The organism is Lysinibacillus telephonicus (assembly GCF_039654155.1).
In the GTDB taxonomy this organism is placed as follows: domain Bacteria; phylum Bacillota; class Bacilli; order Bacillales_A; family Planococcaceae; genus Ureibacillus; species Ureibacillus telephonicus.
Window position 1 is genome coordinate 1,615,001 of the sequence record NZ_CP155468.1, and the last position, 15,975, is coordinate 1,630,975.

12 protein-coding genes, 2 rRNA genes, 1 pseudogene and 1 riboswitch (1 of these 16 running past the window's edge) are annotated in these 15,975 nt (G+C 36.7%); of the genes and pseudogenes, 7 read left to right on the top strand and 8 right to left on the bottom strand.

Annotation, left to right across the window (positions count from 1 at the left end; translation table 11 throughout):
* Nucleotides 1–1,691: ribosomal RNA gene (locus tag MKY04_RS07625) — 23S ribosomal RNA — on the top strand; it begins 1,231 nt to the left of the window's first position.
* A gap of 125 nt (nucleotides 1,692–1,816) precedes the next feature.
* A 5S ribosomal RNA gene (gene rrf, locus MKY04_RS07630) occupies nucleotides 1,817–1,932 on the top strand.
* Nucleotides 1,933–2,498: 566 nt separating this feature from the next.
* Here the strand turns inward: rrf and MKY04_RS07635 are convergent.
* Nucleotides 2,499–2,818 (bottom strand): annotated as a pseudogene (locus tag MKY04_RS07635) (YbjQ family protein).
* Nucleotides 2,819–3,008: 190 nt separating this feature from the next.
* Here MKY04_RS07635 and MKY04_RS07640 point away from each other — a divergent pair.
* Nucleotides 3,009–3,629 (top strand): CoA pyrophosphatase, encoded by a 621-nt coding sequence (locus tag MKY04_RS07640; RefSeq protein WP_346235596.1) that lies wholly within the window; start codon nucleotides 3,009–3,011, stop codon nucleotides 3,627–3,629.
* A 239-nt stretch (nucleotides 3,630–3,868) separates the two neighbouring features.
* On the opposite strand, the gene MKY04_RS07645 is transcribed toward MKY04_RS07640, so the two are convergent.
* The 5 genes from MKY04_RS07645 to MKY04_RS07665 all read right to left on the bottom strand — a co-directional run bounded on the left by MKY04_RS07645 (nucleotide 3,869) and on the right by MKY04_RS07665 (nucleotide 7,434).
* Nucleotides 3,869–4,501 (bottom strand): response regulator, encoded by a 633-nt coding sequence (locus tag MKY04_RS07645; protein WP_126295672.1) that lies wholly within the window; start codon nucleotides 4,499–4,501, stop codon nucleotides 3,869–3,871.
* 9 nt (nucleotides 4,502–4,510) lie between these two features.
* Nucleotides 4,511–5,620 carry a sensor histidine kinase gene (locus tag MKY04_RS07650; protein WP_126295671.1) on the bottom strand — a complete coding sequence of 370 codons (1,110 nt, stop codon included), beginning with the start codon at nucleotides 5,618–5,620 and terminating at the stop codon, nucleotides 4,511–4,513.
* Nucleotides 5,617–6,300 carry a cell wall-active antibiotics response protein LiaF gene (gene liaF, locus MKY04_RS07655; RefSeq protein WP_126295670.1) on the bottom strand — a complete coding sequence of 228 codons (684 nt, stop codon included), beginning with the start codon at nucleotides 6,298–6,300 and terminating at the stop codon, nucleotides 5,617–5,619. The genes MKY04_RS07650 and liaF overlap by 4 nt, the downstream gene beginning before the upstream one ends.
* A 117-nt stretch (nucleotides 6,301–6,417) precedes the next feature.
* Nucleotides 6,418–7,068 (bottom strand): PspA/IM30 family protein, encoded by a 651-nt coding sequence (locus tag MKY04_RS07660; RefSeq protein ID WP_126295669.1) that lies wholly within the window; start codon nucleotides 7,066–7,068, stop codon nucleotides 6,418–6,420.
* A gap of 12 nt (nucleotides 7,069–7,080) precedes the next feature.
* Nucleotides 7,081–7,434: an ABC transporter permease gene (locus MKY04_RS07665; protein WP_126295668.1), complete on the bottom strand. Its 354-nt coding sequence runs from the start codon at nucleotides 7,432–7,434 to the stop codon at nucleotides 7,081–7,083.
* A gap of 231 nt (nucleotides 7,435–7,665) precedes the next feature.
* On the opposite strand from MKY04_RS07665, the gene sirA reads away from it, so the two are divergent.
* Both sirA and MKY04_RS07675 read left to right on the top strand, forming a co-directional pair.
* Nucleotides 7,666–8,094, top strand: coding sequence for a sporulation inhibitor of replication protein SirA (sirA, locus tag MKY04_RS07670; RefSeq protein WP_185807795.1), 429 nt, complete (start codon nucleotides 7,666–7,668; stop codon nucleotides 8,092–8,094).
* Between the two features lie 134 nt (nucleotides 8,095–8,228).
* Nucleotides 8,229–8,450, top strand: coding sequence for a YneF family protein (locus MKY04_RS07675; RefSeq protein WP_126295666.1), 222 nt, complete (start codon nucleotides 8,229–8,231; stop codon nucleotides 8,448–8,450).
* Nucleotides 8,451–8,678: 228 nt separating this feature from the next.
* Here the strand turns inward: MKY04_RS07675 and MKY04_RS07680 are convergent, their stop codons facing one another.
* Nucleotides 8,679–9,638 carry an alpha/beta hydrolase gene (locus MKY04_RS07680; RefSeq protein ID WP_126295665.1) on the bottom strand — a complete coding sequence of 320 codons (960 nt, stop codon included), beginning with the start codon at nucleotides 9,636–9,638 and terminating at the stop codon, nucleotides 8,679–8,681.
* A gap of 254 nt (nucleotides 9,639–9,892) precedes the next feature.
* Here MKY04_RS07680 and MKY04_RS07685 point away from each other — a divergent pair, with 254 nt between their 5' ends.
* The gene (locus MKY04_RS07685) at nucleotides 9,893–10,141 is read left to right on the top strand and encodes a YqkE family protein (RefSeq protein WP_126295664.1); all 249 of its coding nucleotides are present in this window, start codon (nucleotides 9,893–9,895) and stop codon (nucleotides 10,139–10,141) included.
* A 154-nt stretch (nucleotides 10,142–10,295) separates the two neighbouring features.
* Here the strand turns inward: MKY04_RS07685 and MKY04_RS07690 are convergent, their stop codons facing one another.
* Nucleotides 10,296–11,645, bottom strand: coding sequence for an amino acid permease (locus tag MKY04_RS07690; RefSeq protein ID WP_126295663.1), 1,350 nt, complete (start codon nucleotides 11,643–11,645; stop codon nucleotides 10,296–10,298).
* Nucleotides 11,646–12,175: 530 nt separating this feature from the next.
* A riboswitch (glycine riboswitch) is annotated at nucleotides 12,176–12,252 on the bottom strand.
* 471 nt (nucleotides 12,253–12,723) lie between these two features.
* Between MKY04_RS07690 and MKY04_RS07695 the strand changes: the two genes are divergently transcribed.
* Nucleotides 12,724–15,933, top strand: coding sequence for a DEAD/DEAH box helicase (locus MKY04_RS07695; RefSeq protein WP_126295662.1), 3,210 nt, complete (start codon nucleotides 12,724–12,726; stop codon nucleotides 15,931–15,933).
* The last annotated feature ends 42 nt before the right edge of the window (nucleotides 15,934–15,975 follow it).

Here is a 15,975-nt window from a genome sequence, read left to right on the forward strand (position 1 = left end):
AGTGGTAGGAGAGCGTTCTAAGTGCGTTGAAGTCAGACCGGAAGGACTGGTGGAGCGCTTAGAAGTGAGAATGCCGGTATGAGTAGCGAAAGATGGGTGAGAATCCCATCCACCGTATGACTAAGGTTTCCTGAGGAAGGCTCGTCCGCTCAGGGTTAGTCGGGACCTAAGTCGAGGCCGACAGGCGTAGACGATGGACAACAGGTTGATATTCCTGTACCACCTCCCCGCCGTTTGAGTAATGGGGGGACGCAGTAGGATAGGGTAAGCGCGCTGTTGGTTATGCGCGCCCAAGCAGTAAGGCGTGGAAGTAGGCAAATCCGCTTCCTAATACGCCAAGCTGTGATGGGGAGTTCGTATGAGCGAAGTACCTGATTTCACGCTGCCAAGAAAAGCCTCTAGCGAGGCGGGAGGTGCCCGTACCGCAAACCGACACAGGTAGTCGAGGAGAGAATCCTAAGGTGTGCGAGAGAACTCTCGTTAAGGAACTCGGCAAAATGACCCCGTAACTTCGGGAGAAGGGGTGCTCTCGTGAGAGAGCCGCAGTGAATAGGCCCAGGCGACTGTTTAGCAAAAACACAGGTCTCTGCAAAACCGTAAGGTGACGTATAGGGGCTGACGCCTGCCCGGTGCTGGAAGGTTAAGAGGAGGGGTTAGTGGCATCACGAAGCTCTGAATTGAAGCCCCAGTAAACGGCGGCCGTAACTATAACGGTCCTAAGGTAGCGAAATTCCTTGTCGGGTAAGTTCCGACCCGCACGAAAGGCGTAACGATCTGGGCACTGTCTCAACGAGAGACTCGGTGAAATTATAGTACCTGTGAAGATGCAGGTTACCCGCGACAGGACGGAAAGACCCCGTGGAGCTTTACTGTAGCTTGATATTGAATTTTGGCACAACTTGTACAGGATAGGTAGGAGCCAGAGAACTCGGAGCGCCAGCTTCGAGGGAGGCGTCGGTGGGATACTACCCTGGTTGTGTTGAAATTCTAACCCATACCCCTTAGCGGGGTAGGAGACAGTGTCAGGTGGACAGTTTGACTGGGGCGGTCGCCTCCTAAAAGGTAACGGAGGCGCCCAAAGGTTCCCTCAGAATGGTTGGAAATCATTCGTAGAGTGTAAAGGCACAAGGGAGCTTGACTGCGAGACCTACAAGTCGAGCAGGGTCGAAAGACGGGCTTAGTGATCCGGTGGTTCCGCATGGAAGGGCCATCGCTCAACGGATAAAAGCTACCCCGGGGATAACAGGCTTATCTCCCCCAAGAGTCCACATCGACGGGGAGGTTTGGCACCTCGATGTCGGCTCATCGCATCCTGGGGCTGTAGTCGGTCCCAAGGGTTGGGCTGTTCGCCCATTAAAGCGGTACGCGAGCTGGGTTCAGAACGTCGTGAGACAGTTCGGTCCCTATCCGTCGTGGGCGTAGGAAATTTGAGAGGAGCTGTCCTTAGTACGAGAGGACCGGGATGGACACACCGCTGGTGTACCAGTTGTCTTGCCAAAGGCATCGCTGGGTAGCTATGTGTGGACGGGATAAGTGCTGAAAGCATCTAAGCATGAAGCCCCCCTCAAGATGAGATTTCCCATTACGCAAGTAAGTAAGATCCCTCAAAGACGATGAGGTAGATAGGTTCGAGGTGGAAGTGTGGCGACACATGGAGCTGACGAATACTAATCGATCGAGGACTTAACCAAAATTTTGAACGTATTCAATGTCTTTATCCAGTTTTGAGAGAACGAACTCTCAATTTAATAAAGGAACTTCGCCTAAGAGCGCAACATCCTGTTGCAACGGCGAAGCCAGCACATCCATGTGCAAGTGAAGTGATGATGGCAAAGAGGTCACACCCGTTCCCATACCGAACACGGAAGTTAAGCTCTTTAGCGCCGATGGTAGTTGGGGGCTTCCCCCTGTGAGAGTAGGACGTCGCTTCGCAAATGAAACCGCTGAGATTCAGCGGTTTTTTTATGTAGAAAAGGAAGCCCCCAACTACCAAAAACCGAAGGTTTGGTCGGCGCATATTAAAATTGAAAAAAGAATACTAAGAAATAATAAATAAGAATTGATTCGAGAAGCGCGAGAACCGAGGAGTTCAAGGAAACGAGGAAGAGGGGAGCGCAGCGTACACAGTACGTGAGCACCGCACTGACGAAGTTGACGCAGGAATCCGATGTGTTATCGCGCTTCGAGATAGCGCCGATGGAAGTTGTGGGCACCCCCTGTGAGAGTAGGACGTCGCTTCGCAAATGAAACCGCTGAGATTCAGCGGTTTTTTATATAGAAAATATAAGCCCCAACGGACAACGGTTGGGGAATGTCTCTTGTGAGTAGAATAATCGATAGACATTAAAAGCACTACTTTAAGTCGCACTCTTTAGTTTGCAATTTGCCTTTTGGTACTTGCTTGCCGTGTTTTGCTTTGAAGAGTATATAATCCATGATTAGATAATTAAAGGAAAAAGAATTAAGGCGTGGATACTGTGGAATCTATTTCATCGAAGTTATTCCTTTTCTACCATAACGGCTGTTCCATAAGCGATAATTTCACTCATATTTTGTCCGATTTCACCTGAATCAAGCGCATCATAATAATTGCGTTAGCACCCATTTCAGCAGCGTTTTTTACCATACGATCGATAGCTTGTTTTCTAGCATCTTCAAGCATTTCTGTATATTGACTGATTTCACCGCCAACTAGCCCTTTTAATGATGCGACAATATCTTTCCCAATTCCTCTTGCTCTTACGGTTAATCCAAATACTGGACCTAAAACTTCTGTCACTTTATAGTTAGTAATATTTTCGGTAGTAACGATAATAATAGGGACCCCACCTTTAACTGAAGTAATTAATACATAGTTATTTTACTTATTATAGTAGGGATATATTACTTCTTACTTTTGAGGATTTCAAAGCCGTATTAATTCATTTAGGATTACTTTGGATATTCTTTATCCATAGAACTTTTAATGATACCATTAAAATAACAAATTATTGAGGTGAAAAAGATTAATGTTCTTAGATAGACTAAAATTACAGCTCAATCAAAACCAATCCCTATTTATAGGGGAGGAAACGGCTTTTCGTTCTGCTGTTTTGATTCCATTAGTTCAAGTAGAAGGAGAATGGCATGTCCTTTTTGAGGTACGTTCTTTTAATATGAGAAAACAGCCAGGGGATATTAGCTTTCCTGGTGGTCGAATTGACTCAACCGATGCATCTCCAATGGATGCCGCTTTACGAGAAACTTATGAGGAATTAGGTGTTGATCCAAAAAAGGTTACTATTATTGGAGAATTAAGTCCCTATATTGCTTCTCCAGCGTTTGTCGTTTACCCGTTTATAGCAACCATTGATTATAATCAGATGATTCATTCATACAACAAAGAAGAAGTGGAAGAGGTATTTACAGTGCCAGTTGAATGGCTATTAAACTATAAACCGTATATGCATTTGGTATCTGTCCAGCCAATGCCTTCATCAGACTTTCCATTTGAAAAAATTATGAATGGTGAACAGTATCAATGGGGAGCTCGCGTAATGGAAGAATGGTTTTATGATTATGAGAAATATACAATTTGGGGATTAACAGCTAGAATCTTAAAACATTTCATAGAAGTTATTAAAAAGTGACTAATCATCATGCTAGCTAGGAGATATAAATTATCTTTATGAGACATCCTATGCAACCATCCATTATTAGAATTGACGCTAAAAATTTAAAGATTGAAGAGTTAATACGAGAGTGGAATTTTATTTATCTGCTCCCTAAATAAAAAGCATATTCGGTATGCCGAATACGCCTTTTCATTTAGGGAAAGTTCATATCAAGATAAACAGATCTTTCTGTAATACTCTAAGAATTACTTATTCTATTTCACAAGTCCATTTTGAAATGCATAGACAACGGCCTGTGTTCGATCTTGAACTTCTAGTTTAGCTAAAATATTACTGACATGAGTTTTTACTGTTTTTAAGGCGATGAATAATTCATCTGCAATTTCTTGATTTGTTTTCCCTTGTGCAACTAATAGGAGAACTTCCATTTCTCTTTCTGTTAGTTGCTCGTGAGGGGAGGAGCTATTTCCATTGCGCATTCTGCTTACCATTTTCGTTGTAACCTCAGGCTCTAACACTGTCTCACCGTTAACAGTTTTCCGAATCGCTTCTGCAATTTGTTTTGCGTTGGATGTCTTTAAAATATAACTGATGGCACCTGCTTCAAGTGCAGGATATACTTTATCATCATCTAGAAAACTTGTAACCATCATAATTTTTGCTTCAGGCCACTTTTTTAAAATTTGCGCAGTTGCCTCAGCACCATTCATAACAGGCATAACATTATCCATTAATATAATATCTGGTTTTAAAGCAAGTGCTTGCTCAACGGCTTCAGCACCGTTTTCCGCTTCACCAACAACTTCAATATCCTGCTGGGCAGAAAGATAGGCGGAAACCCCAATCCGTACCATTTCATGATCATCCGCAATTAGTACTTTTATCATCTTATCACCTCAATGAGATTCCTCATTAGAATTTGTTCTATTTAACTCCAACTTTGTACCCTCTACCGATTCTTTTAACTGCTCATTTTTCATATCAGTAGAATTAGAATTATTTGTTAATGGTACTTTTACCTCTACAATTGTTCCTTCACCTGGCACTGAAACGATTTTATACGTACAGCCTATTTCAACTGCACGTTCTGCAATATTTTTCAAGCCATATGAAGTGGATTTATCATCTTCTATTTTAAATCCTTTGCCGTTATCTTGAACACGCAATATTGCAAAATTATTTCTATTAATTAATAACAACTCTACTTCTGATGCCTTTGCATGGCGTAAAGTATTGGATAGTGCTTCTTGGGCAATACGGAATAAATGATCTTCCTCTGCCTTCGATAACTCAATCTCTTCTATTTGATAGTCAATATTAAAATAGACCTTCTGTTGAAGTTCAAGTATTAACTCCCTCAAACCTTGTGCGAGGGTATTGTTTCGCAATGCAATAGGTCGTAGATGCAATAATAATGCACGCATTTCTAATTGCGCTTGTTGCACAATTTTTTCAACCTGCATTAATGTATTTTTTGAACGATCCTGTTCATTTTCTTGTTCAGTTACTGAGGATAGCAGCATAGATGCTGCAAAAAGCTGCTGCGACACTGAATCATGTAACTCACGAGCAAGTCTTTGACGTTCGGCAACAATTCGTTCTTGAATTATTTTATCGCTTGCTTCTGCTTTTTCATTTGATAAACGCTGCAAGCTTTTCCTTTGTGTTTCAATTAAGTTATTCGTTTGGAGGAGAGCCTTTTTTAGAGCATGTGGAACATGTTTTTTCTTTAATGAAAAGTCGGGTTCTACTAATTTTTTCACATAGCGTGTTGCAGCATTTTCTCTGGTTTTTGCAGCAATACTTACCCAAATACTTATAATAATAGCAACGAATAATAGCATTATAATAACGATTACAAATAAAGGTAATTGCTCATATTGCTGCTCCCATAATATACTCCAGTTATCTTCGTTAGGTTCACCAAAAAATAAAAAGATAAAGCTAAACATCATTCCACTTAGTAGCAGAAATATAGTGAAGGTGCGAAAGACGAAAGAAATCATTTTCGAATCACCTCCACATCACCAAGCCAAGTTGCCACATGGATGACAAGGTTTCGTTTTACGTCGTCTGGATTTCCATCTTCATAAATAAGCTGTTCATTCAATAAACGTTTAGAGGAATTTCCTAAAAGTTTCGCTTCACCAAGAACAGTTGAATATTGAAGACGGAAAGGTACTTCATACGGTAAAATAATTGTCACTTTACCAATAGACTGGCGAACTGTAATAACAGAAGTGCCAGCGGGTAGAATTGTTTCGGTTACATCAATTGTAATATCACCAATAAATTGCTGAATATTAACATCTTGCCATTTGTAATTTTCAAGGGGTGTAGATGAGCTGCCAATTAAATTATTTTTTCTAATAGTGCCAGTTTCAAAAGATTGAGTATCAATCGTAACAATTTTTTGTTCCTTTGTTATATGTTTATATAATATATAAATAAGAACACAAACAATGAGCAAACGTAGGCTCCATACTGTTAAGATTGCTAAAAAAATAAAAAAACATCCAGTCCAAAATAAGCTTTTCATTTTTTTTGAAAAACTATAATAGAGTGAAAGCGCCCCAATAATAAGTAAAAAGGCGCCACCATTATTAAAAATTGTGAGCTCCATGAACACAATTAATAATACGACAATTGTGATTAAAGTTAGTTGGTTCGTACTAAATCTGTTCAAAATGGTTTCTCCTTTTCACAAGTTTGTCATAGATGAAGGGCAAAATCTATTTATTTACAACACCATAGGAGAAGACCTTTATATAAAGCCTTCTCCTAATTGGTAATTATAACATGATTAATGTGTTTCGTTAGATTGGTTTTCTTCTTTTAAAGCTATTGTTGTATTTTTATTTTCTAATTGAGTTAATCTAGCCTCTAATTGAGTTTTTTTGTAATCTTTTTCTATTTTATTTGCAATATTGTCAATATAAGAAGATAGCTCATCAAAGTTTGTTTCGTTGTTTGACTGTAAAATGTGATCCATTTTATGGTGAGCTCTGCTGACGTTTTCTTTACCCATCAGTTGTAATTGACGAACTTTCATATCTTTAATTTTATGTTTCATTGTTTCAAATTTATTTTCTAGTTGAATTAACTCTTTATTTATATGCTCGATACTGTTGGTAAGCGTTAATTGACGAGTATTGTAATTTTCAACCTCTTGTAATGCGAATTGTATTAAATCTTCCTCACCACTTTGTTGCGCGAGCTGAAGCTGGGTTGTTCTTTTTTCCAGCATATTCGTTGTTTCTTTTAATTCGAGTTGTAATTGTTCTTTCAATTGAGAATGTCTTTGAAGTAATTTCCCAGTTTGCTCAGTTTGTTTCTCGGCTTCGCGAATATATTGATTTAACATTGCGATTGGATTTTTGCTCTCTTTTTTATCAAATAATTCATGTAAATCCGCCTCTATTGAATACTTAAATCTTTTTAATAAACTTGTCATGTTAATCTCCCCTTATTTTGTTAGTTTTGCCCATTCATTTTCAAAGTTAGTAAACGGGTCATTTTCTTTAACTTTTAAAGTGCTAAATGATACTTCTTCGTTGTTCCATTTTTTATAAAGGACATATAGAAGAATTAATGCTGCAAGACCGACTAAAGCTGGAACGTTTGAAATGGCAGAAAATACACCAATTAAACCAATTACAACCCATAAAACTTTCGTAAAGACTGATTTTGCTTTAACGTAATAATGCATTCCTAAGTAAATAAGTAATGCTGAAAAAGCAAGCCCAATTAGTGGTCCTGTCATACAAAGTGCAACAATAGCTGCTATGACTCCTACCAATAAGATTAATAATTTTTTCATTTACTTTTGCTCCTTTCGTTTGTACCTTTATGTTATCTCTCAACTTAATTTCTTAAAACAGCCTACAATTGCATTTTGAACTAGGTCTTGAGTCTGAACACTTCTAGGAAAACTGTATGAATTTAGCTTTTCATGGTATTTTGACAAAAATAGAAGGAGCACCATGACACTAACTGACAAAAATTTTAAATGAGTTCTATTATAATGTGGTTAAAGAGAGGAGGACAAACTATGAGAACGTATTCAATATTTAATATTAAAAAACAGTACCAATCTTTTATATTTGGGAGAGAAAGATTGCTTCTTGAAATGGTATCGGCAAAAGAGCAAACTCTCGAGTCCTCCATTAGCAAGCAGCTAAGCTATCTCTGTGAACCAATTGAAGGATATTTGGTACAAGGAATTATATATGAACATTTACAAAAAAGTTTTCCAACAATCGAACGGGTAGATGATTATTTAAGTTTTGAACACCAATTAAAAGGTGGGCTTAAAATAAAAGTTTACACATACTATATTGAAGCAATTTGCGAGGGATCGCGTATGTTGGACCTAGATTTATTCCATAGCTTAAGTCAAATGAATGATTCATTTCTTGCATTTAATAAAGAGGAATCAGAGTGTGGGTGGTTAAAACCAATAAAACACGCTTCTTATTAAATTAAAAATTATTATAAAAAAGTGTTGTTGCTAGAAAAAACTATTGAAAAGCTAGTAACAATGCAGTTAATAGTGTATAATCCTTCATGGAGAGTTTATCTCGGAGTAATTCGCAAGTGGAGGAGGTAGGCACAATGGAAACTTGGATTTGGATTATTATTGTAATAGTCGCTCTAGCTGGGGGCGTTGCACTTGGTTTTTATTTAGCACGTCAATATATGATGAAATATTTAAAAGAAAACCCACCAATTAATGAACAAATGATTCGTGTAATGATGGCTCAAATGGGTCGTAAACCATCTGAAAAACAAGTTCGTCAAATGATGGCTCAAATGAACAAATTACAAAGTAAATAATAATCATAACAACAGTTTACATAGGTCAAACTGTTGTTTTACTTTTTTAAGGTAAAATGAAAGAGCGTTCCTGCCAGGGAGCGCTCTTTCTTTAATGTTTAGCATAAGATATCAAGCTCCTCGAGGATCATATTGATAAAAGTCCCCTTCTGGTTAGGGGAAAATAGTTAGCCATATCGATTAGATATGCGCTTAAGCTTTAATCGATTGCATGCTAAGGCCTTTTCTTTATGATATTTCCTTTTCAGCAGGGGAGCTTGATTCATCTGTAAAAATATATCTTTGTAAAAACTCGGACACTGTATTTTCATATTCAACTGTATTTTGATTAAACGATTGAGCATGTGCACCTTTTTCGAAAAGCTTTAGCATCTTTGGTTCGCTTTTTACTTCAAACATTTCCTTTGTCATATAAGGAAGTATAAAATCATCTTCTAAACTATGAATAAACAACATCGGTGATTTAATATTATTTATAGCCTCTTTTGGCGTCACACTTTTTAAGGAATAGCCATCTCGTAATCGTAGGAAAATATCAGCTAAATGTAAGGGGAGTTTTGTTCGTAGTATTGTTTCCTTTTTTACAATATAAGAAATTAGCTCTGCAAAATTCGAAAATCCACAGTCTGCAATATAAAAGTGAGCACCGTCTTCAATTAACCCAGCATATAAGATCATACTCGCTGCACCCATCGACTCACCATGAATACCGACTATCGCATCTTCACCGACAATTGATTTAACGGTTTTGACAACTGCTGCAATATCAAATTTTTCATAATAGCCATAGCTTGTCGTTTTCCCGCCTGATTCACCATGGCGTCTATGATCGAAAACAAATGAGTTGAAACCGAGCCGCTCAAACATACGTGCATATTTTACAGAATTAATTTTGTTTTCTGTTACACCATGACAAATGATAATTGTATTTTTGGTTTGAAGAGGCATAAAGAAAATACCTTTTATAGGATATCCGTTTGGGGAATCAATACTTAACTCTTCTTTCGGACAATTATGGAACCATGCTTCATCAAAACGTTGTGCTTTTAATTCACGATCATAAATAAAATTAGCATCTTTATTTTTAATATACATAAGGCGATTTGTCGCAACGAAGCCAAAAATTGCAGTTGCCGATGAAAGAATAGTTGTAATAATACTTGATAGCCAGAAAAATTTTCGTTTCATTAAAAACACCTCGATTCATTTTTAGTATTGAAATTTCACCTTCGGACTATTCACTTCGCCATTAAATTGATTTTAAGGTAGTTATAGAAGATAGAGAGGAGAGAGTGATTATGATACTGTCGAAGTGCAGTGATTATTCTTATATTACGTCTTTAGAATGAGTTAAGTTCATAATACAAACTGTTTTTCAAGAGAGTTTTTGCAAATCATGATAAACTAATTAAGAATGATTAATTTTGAGTAGGTGATACATGATGTCAAAAAAGAAAAAACAATTAAATAGCCAAGCATCAACGAGCGATGATGCACTTACATTAAAGGATCAGCTGGATGGAGATATTCTAGCAAAACTCAAAGCCGCAAAGCAGAGTCTAGTAGCTGAAGAACAAGCAAAAGAAGAGGAAAGACAAGCAAGATTAGCTTTTGAACGTAAGCAACGAGAGAAAAATATGAGTTTTGAAGAATTGCTTGAGAAATATGGAGATAAAGGTTCAAAGTTTTAAAAATTTACTTTGAAAAAACAATCCAAATTTTATCCGCCGAAATGGTCAATTTATCCGCCAATTTCAGCAAAATATCCGCCAAAATTGGCAATAATTCCGCCAAGCATTAGAAAACTTGGCTTATGCAGATAAGAAAAAAGGGCAAAGCAATCAATTAAGATTGCCTTGCGCTTTTTCTATACCTGTACGTAATTAATAATATAATAAACCAAATAGGCGTTAATAATAAAGCGGTTCTCGTTTCTGCAGAAATAAACATAATGACTAAAATTGCTGCAAAAAGTACTAGTACCACATAATTAATAAATGGTGTAAATGGAGCTTTAAATGTTGATTTTTCATGTAAATCTCGACGCATTTTCTTATAACGGATATGTGAGATTAAAATAATGCTCCATACCCAGATAAAACAAATTGCACTAATTGTAGTGACAATACTAAATGCAGTATCAGGAATCACATAACTTAACAACGCACCAATTGAAATAACGATTGTTGAAACAATCAATGCATTACTTGGTACATGGTTTTTATTTAATTTTGAAAATGTTGAGGAGCCTTGTTTATTTTTACTTAAATTAAACATAATACGGCTAGTTGAAAACAATCCACTGTTACAAGCAGATGCAGCAGATGTTAGTACGACAAAATTAATAATACCAGCTGCAACGGGTATGCCAACTAGAGAAAATACTTGTACAAATGGACTGCTGCTTGCACTTAATGAAGTCCAAGGATTAATACATAAAATAACAAAAATAGCCCCTACATAAAACAGTAATATTCGAACTGGAATTTTATTAATTGCAGACGGTATGTTTTTTTGTGGATTTGATGTTTCAGCAGCAGAAACGCCAACTAATTCAACACCAACAAATGAAAAAACAACCATTTGGAATGCAAATAAAAAGCCGGTAAAGCCATTAGGGAAAATTCCACCATGATTCCACAGATTTGCTGCAGAAACTGTACCACTGTTTGTTTCGAATCCGATTATAATCATTATTATCCCAATAATAATTAATGCAATAATGGTAATTACTTTGATTAATGCAAACCAAAATTCTAATTCACCAAACAGTTTTACTGTTAGCAAATTTAAGCCAAGTAAAAGCACCAAACATACTAATGCAGGTATCCATTGAGGTATATCGAACCAATACCGAACGTAGACACCAACGGCTATAATATCGGCCATTGCTGTCATAATCCAACAAAACCAATATGTCCATCCTGTGACAAAGCCTGCCCATGGTCCAACATAATCTACTGCAAAATCAGTGAATGATTGGTAGCCAGCATTTGATAACAATAATTCACCTAAAGCACGCATGACAAAAAATAATGCAGTCCCAATAATTAAATAAACGAGTAGTATAGAGGGACCTGCTTTTTCAATTGCCGCTCCAGATCCTAAAAATAACCCAGTCCCAATTGTTCCGCCTATTGCGATCAATTGCACATGTCTGTTTTTTAAATCTCGTTTTAATTCTTGTTGTTCCACTTGAATGCCCCCTAAAATTTTGTTTTGCGGTTGAACGGAAAGGGGGTCCATTCAGGCTCTTCTAATTCATCTTCATTCATTAAGTTTTAGTGTACGCAAGCAAAGACCGGCTTGATGGCGAAGCGTCGGCCATGAAGTACAATTTCAATGTTATTATAAGCCAGTTGAATGAAGATAAGTCTTTAGTGATGTCAAATTTTAAATGTACTGGTACAATTCAAAATCTAAAGCTGCAAAATCAATTTCCTCTAATGTTAATCGATTATGCAGAGAGTTAAATAACTTCTGTAATGAATGAATCAAAAAATGACAGTTAACTAAGACTTAAAAAAATAAAAAATGAGATGGTACGAGCCCATCTCATTAGACAATAAAAAAATAACAAATTTACTTTCATTCAGTAAAAACTGAATGATGATAAAGCCTCTGACAGATGTCACGGATTACATAAAGAAGTTGACTCATGTTTAGACGAGTCCGAAATCCGGATGCAATTACGCAAAGGCGTAATTTTAAGGCATAAATTTATCTGTTACTTTTCTGTCCTTTTGCCTGAGATTGTGAACCCTTCGGCGTCGCAAAATGCGATCTCTCCAGAAATTGCTCCTGCTATAGTGCCCCCATAGCAATCACCGCTATTGTATTGATACAAAACAAAACCATAACCAATAGATGCATAATCTACTCACTTAATTGTTTTGTAATATTTAAAAATAGTATCAGTGTTGTAAAAGATAAGCAAGACTTTGATAGTAATTTATTATCCTAGGAAAGCAAATTTCTGTTCCTAATAGATAAATGTAAGTGAAATCTAGCATTAAAGGGATTAAAAAAATATGAATCAAAATAATGATGAGGTTGCTGAAAATTTACTACAAGAATATCGGTGAAAGGTTATAAAGCATTTTACGCATATAAGGAAAATGATCTATAAGATTGGCGAATTTCTCTTACAAACCTTCTTTTTTCTTATTGCTTTTCTCGAAGGCTTAATTAAACCGTGATAAAATATAGTTAGGACCATTACTGAAATTATAAATCAATTACTCCCCTATACAACGAAAAGGAGCAGTCAAACATGAACATAAAACTGAACCAGAAAATCATTAAAGAAATGTGCGGTACTGTCTCCTTTAAAAGAGGAGACTCTTTTTATCGTGCGGGGAAAGTGTCATTACTCCAACATAACGAAGAGTTTTGTAAAGCGATAGTTCATGGAACAGAAGACTATCATGTCACAATTAGAAAAGAAGATTCTGGTGGCATCAAGACGGCCTGTACCTGTCCTTCTTTACCAAATTTTAAATATTGTTGCCAACATACTGCTGCTGTATTGATTGCTATTTATGAGCATAAGAAACAAGGAAACATTACTTCTCAAGTTCAACCATCTAACAATCACAATTTTACAGATACCTTTATGACACTCTTTTCAGAAAGTAAGAGACAGACAAGCGGTCACCAGCTTCACTTTGAAAAGCGAGAGATAATTGATGTTCACTTTACGTTAAAACCGATTTTAATTGCGACTGATGAATATTTGTTTGGTATTGAACTAGAGATTGCTCAAACGCAGGTACCAATGATTCGAGAGTTTCTTCAGGATGTAAGCGAAGGGAAATCGAGTAACATATTTTCTGTATTGGAGTATGATCCGAACCTACATTGTTTTACAGAGGAAACCGATGCATTAATTCATCAGCTCATTCATGTTGTTCTAGATGAAAAAGCTTATATTGAGGCAATACCTAATCGACATGAGTATACAAATCGAAATCAAACTTTACTCATCTCTCCCACAGCATGGCTAAGTTTACTTCCAATGCTTACAAAAGTGCCATTCATTAAGCTTGAAGAGGAAAATAATCAAATCCTTCATGGCCTTCACATTCAGGTTGGTCCTCCTCCACTTCACTTCTATTTGGAGAAGGGTAAGGTAAATAACTATCGATTAACTGTAAAGGGATTAGATCAATTAATTCCTCTAAGTGCCTATCATTCAGTTATTAAAAATGGGGAAATATTTCAGTTAGAAGGACAAGATTTTGAACGTTTGATGCAATTGAAGCAAATGCTTCAAGGATTAAGTGCAGCTCAAATTCCTATTCAACACGAACAAATTGACTTTTTTCTAAAAAAAGTGGTACCTGGCTTGAAAAGGATTGGCACTGTTCAAGTTTCAGATGAATTAACTCAAAACTTTATGCGAACTCCATTAGTTGCAAAAATTTATCTAGACCGTTTAAAAAATAGGCTTCTTGCTGGCCTTGAATTTCATTATGAAAATATAGTAATACAACCATTAGAAAGTCGTGACATTCCAAAAGGACCAATGATTATACGAGATCTTGAAAAAGAAAATGAAATCCTTGAGCTAATGGAACAAAGCGGTTTTACAATTACAGAAGGCGGCTATTATATGCAAAATGAAGAATTGGAGTATGATTTTTTATATCATCAACTTCCAAATCTTCAGCAACTTGCACAAATATATGCAACAACCGCTGTCCGAACTCGCATCATGAGAGAAAATGCAACTCCGAGAATCCGAATAAAAGTTCCAAAAGAACGAACCGATTGGCTTGAATTTAAATTTGAAATGGATGGAATTCCTGACAAACAAATTAAGGAGATACTTGCTGCACTACAATTAAAGCAGAAATATTATCGTCTCCCAAATGGCTCACTTTTATCACTTGAGACAAAGGAAATGGAAGAAATACATCGTTTTCTAAATGCAATACCGATACAGGATGATCATTATGAGGCTACATTAAATATGCCAATTAAAGAAAGTTTAAGATTTCTTGATTTACTAGAGGATGAACAAATTTTTACTGTAGAGGAATCATTCCAACAGTTTGTACATCAACTATTAGAACCAAAGAATTTAGATTTTGTGGTACCTGAACAGTTAAATGACATTTTAAGAGAGTACCAAAAACAAGGCTATAAATGGATGAAGGCCCTTGCAACTTATGGGGTCGGCGGAGTTTTAGCAGATGATATGGGGCTTGGGAAAACATTGCAAAGTATTGCTTTTATTGTTTCTGAATTATCTACGATTCGCCGTGACAAGCATCCAGTATTAATTGTTTGTCCTTCATCTTTAACATATAACTGGCTGCAAGAAATAATGACGTTTGCTCCAGAGCTTCAAGCAATTGTTATTGATGGGAATCAAGCAGAACGTCAAAAGATACAACAAAGTTTAGAAGACATTGATGTAATCATTACGTCTTATCCATTACTGCGACGCGATTTGAAATGGTATGAGAAACAAATCTTTCATACGGTTTTCTTTGATGAGGCACAAGCATTTAAAAATCCGATTACCCAAACTTCAAGAGCTGTTAAAAAAATTCAAGCAAAAAATCGCTTTGGTTTAACAGGAACTCCAATTGAAAATTCACTTGAGGAATTGTGGTCTATTTATCATGTAGTCTTTCCGCACTTATTTCAAGGGCTGGAGGAATACAGCCATTTGACAAGAAAAGCAATTGCTAGAAGGGTTCGTCCATTTTTACTTCGTCGTGTAAAGGCGGATGTCCTTACTGAATTGCCTCAAAAACAGGAGTTTCTCGAATTATCAGAGCTGTTACCTGAACAGAAAAAGCTCTATTTGGCTTTATTAGCAAAGCTCCGACATGATACATTGAAACATCTCGATAAAGAAACGTATCAGAAAAATCGTATTCGAATATTAGCTGGTCTGACAAGATTAAGGCAAATATGTTGTCACCCCTCTTTGTTCATCGAAGGGTATAGTGGAAGCTCAGCAAAATTTGAACAATTACTGCGATTAGTTGAGGAATCAAGGCTTTCTGGCAGAAGGGTGTTAATATTCTCTCAATTTACAAAAATGCTAGAGCTGATTGGGAGAGAGTTGACAATGCGCGGTCACACCTATTTCTATCTTGATGGAAATACCCCTTCTGAAAAGCGACTAGATCTTTGTAATCGATTTAATGATGGGGAGCGGGATTTGTTTTTGATTTCCTTAAAAGCAGGAGGTACAGGTCTCAACCTTACGGGTGCGGATACTGTTATTTTATATGATCTTTGGTGGAATCCGGCAGTAGAGGCACAAGCAGCAGATCGTGCATATCGAATAGGCCAAAAAAATACAGTCCAAGTAATTAAGCTTGTTGCTCGGGGTACGATAGAGGAAAGAATAAATGCACTACAAGAAAAAAAGAAAAACCTTATTTCAGACATTTTGAATGAAGAAGAAAATACTTCAGCTGCATTGACTGAAGAGGATATTCGTGAAATTTTGATGATATGATTAATTATTTATAAAAGAAGGACAAGATGTTACGGTAAATTG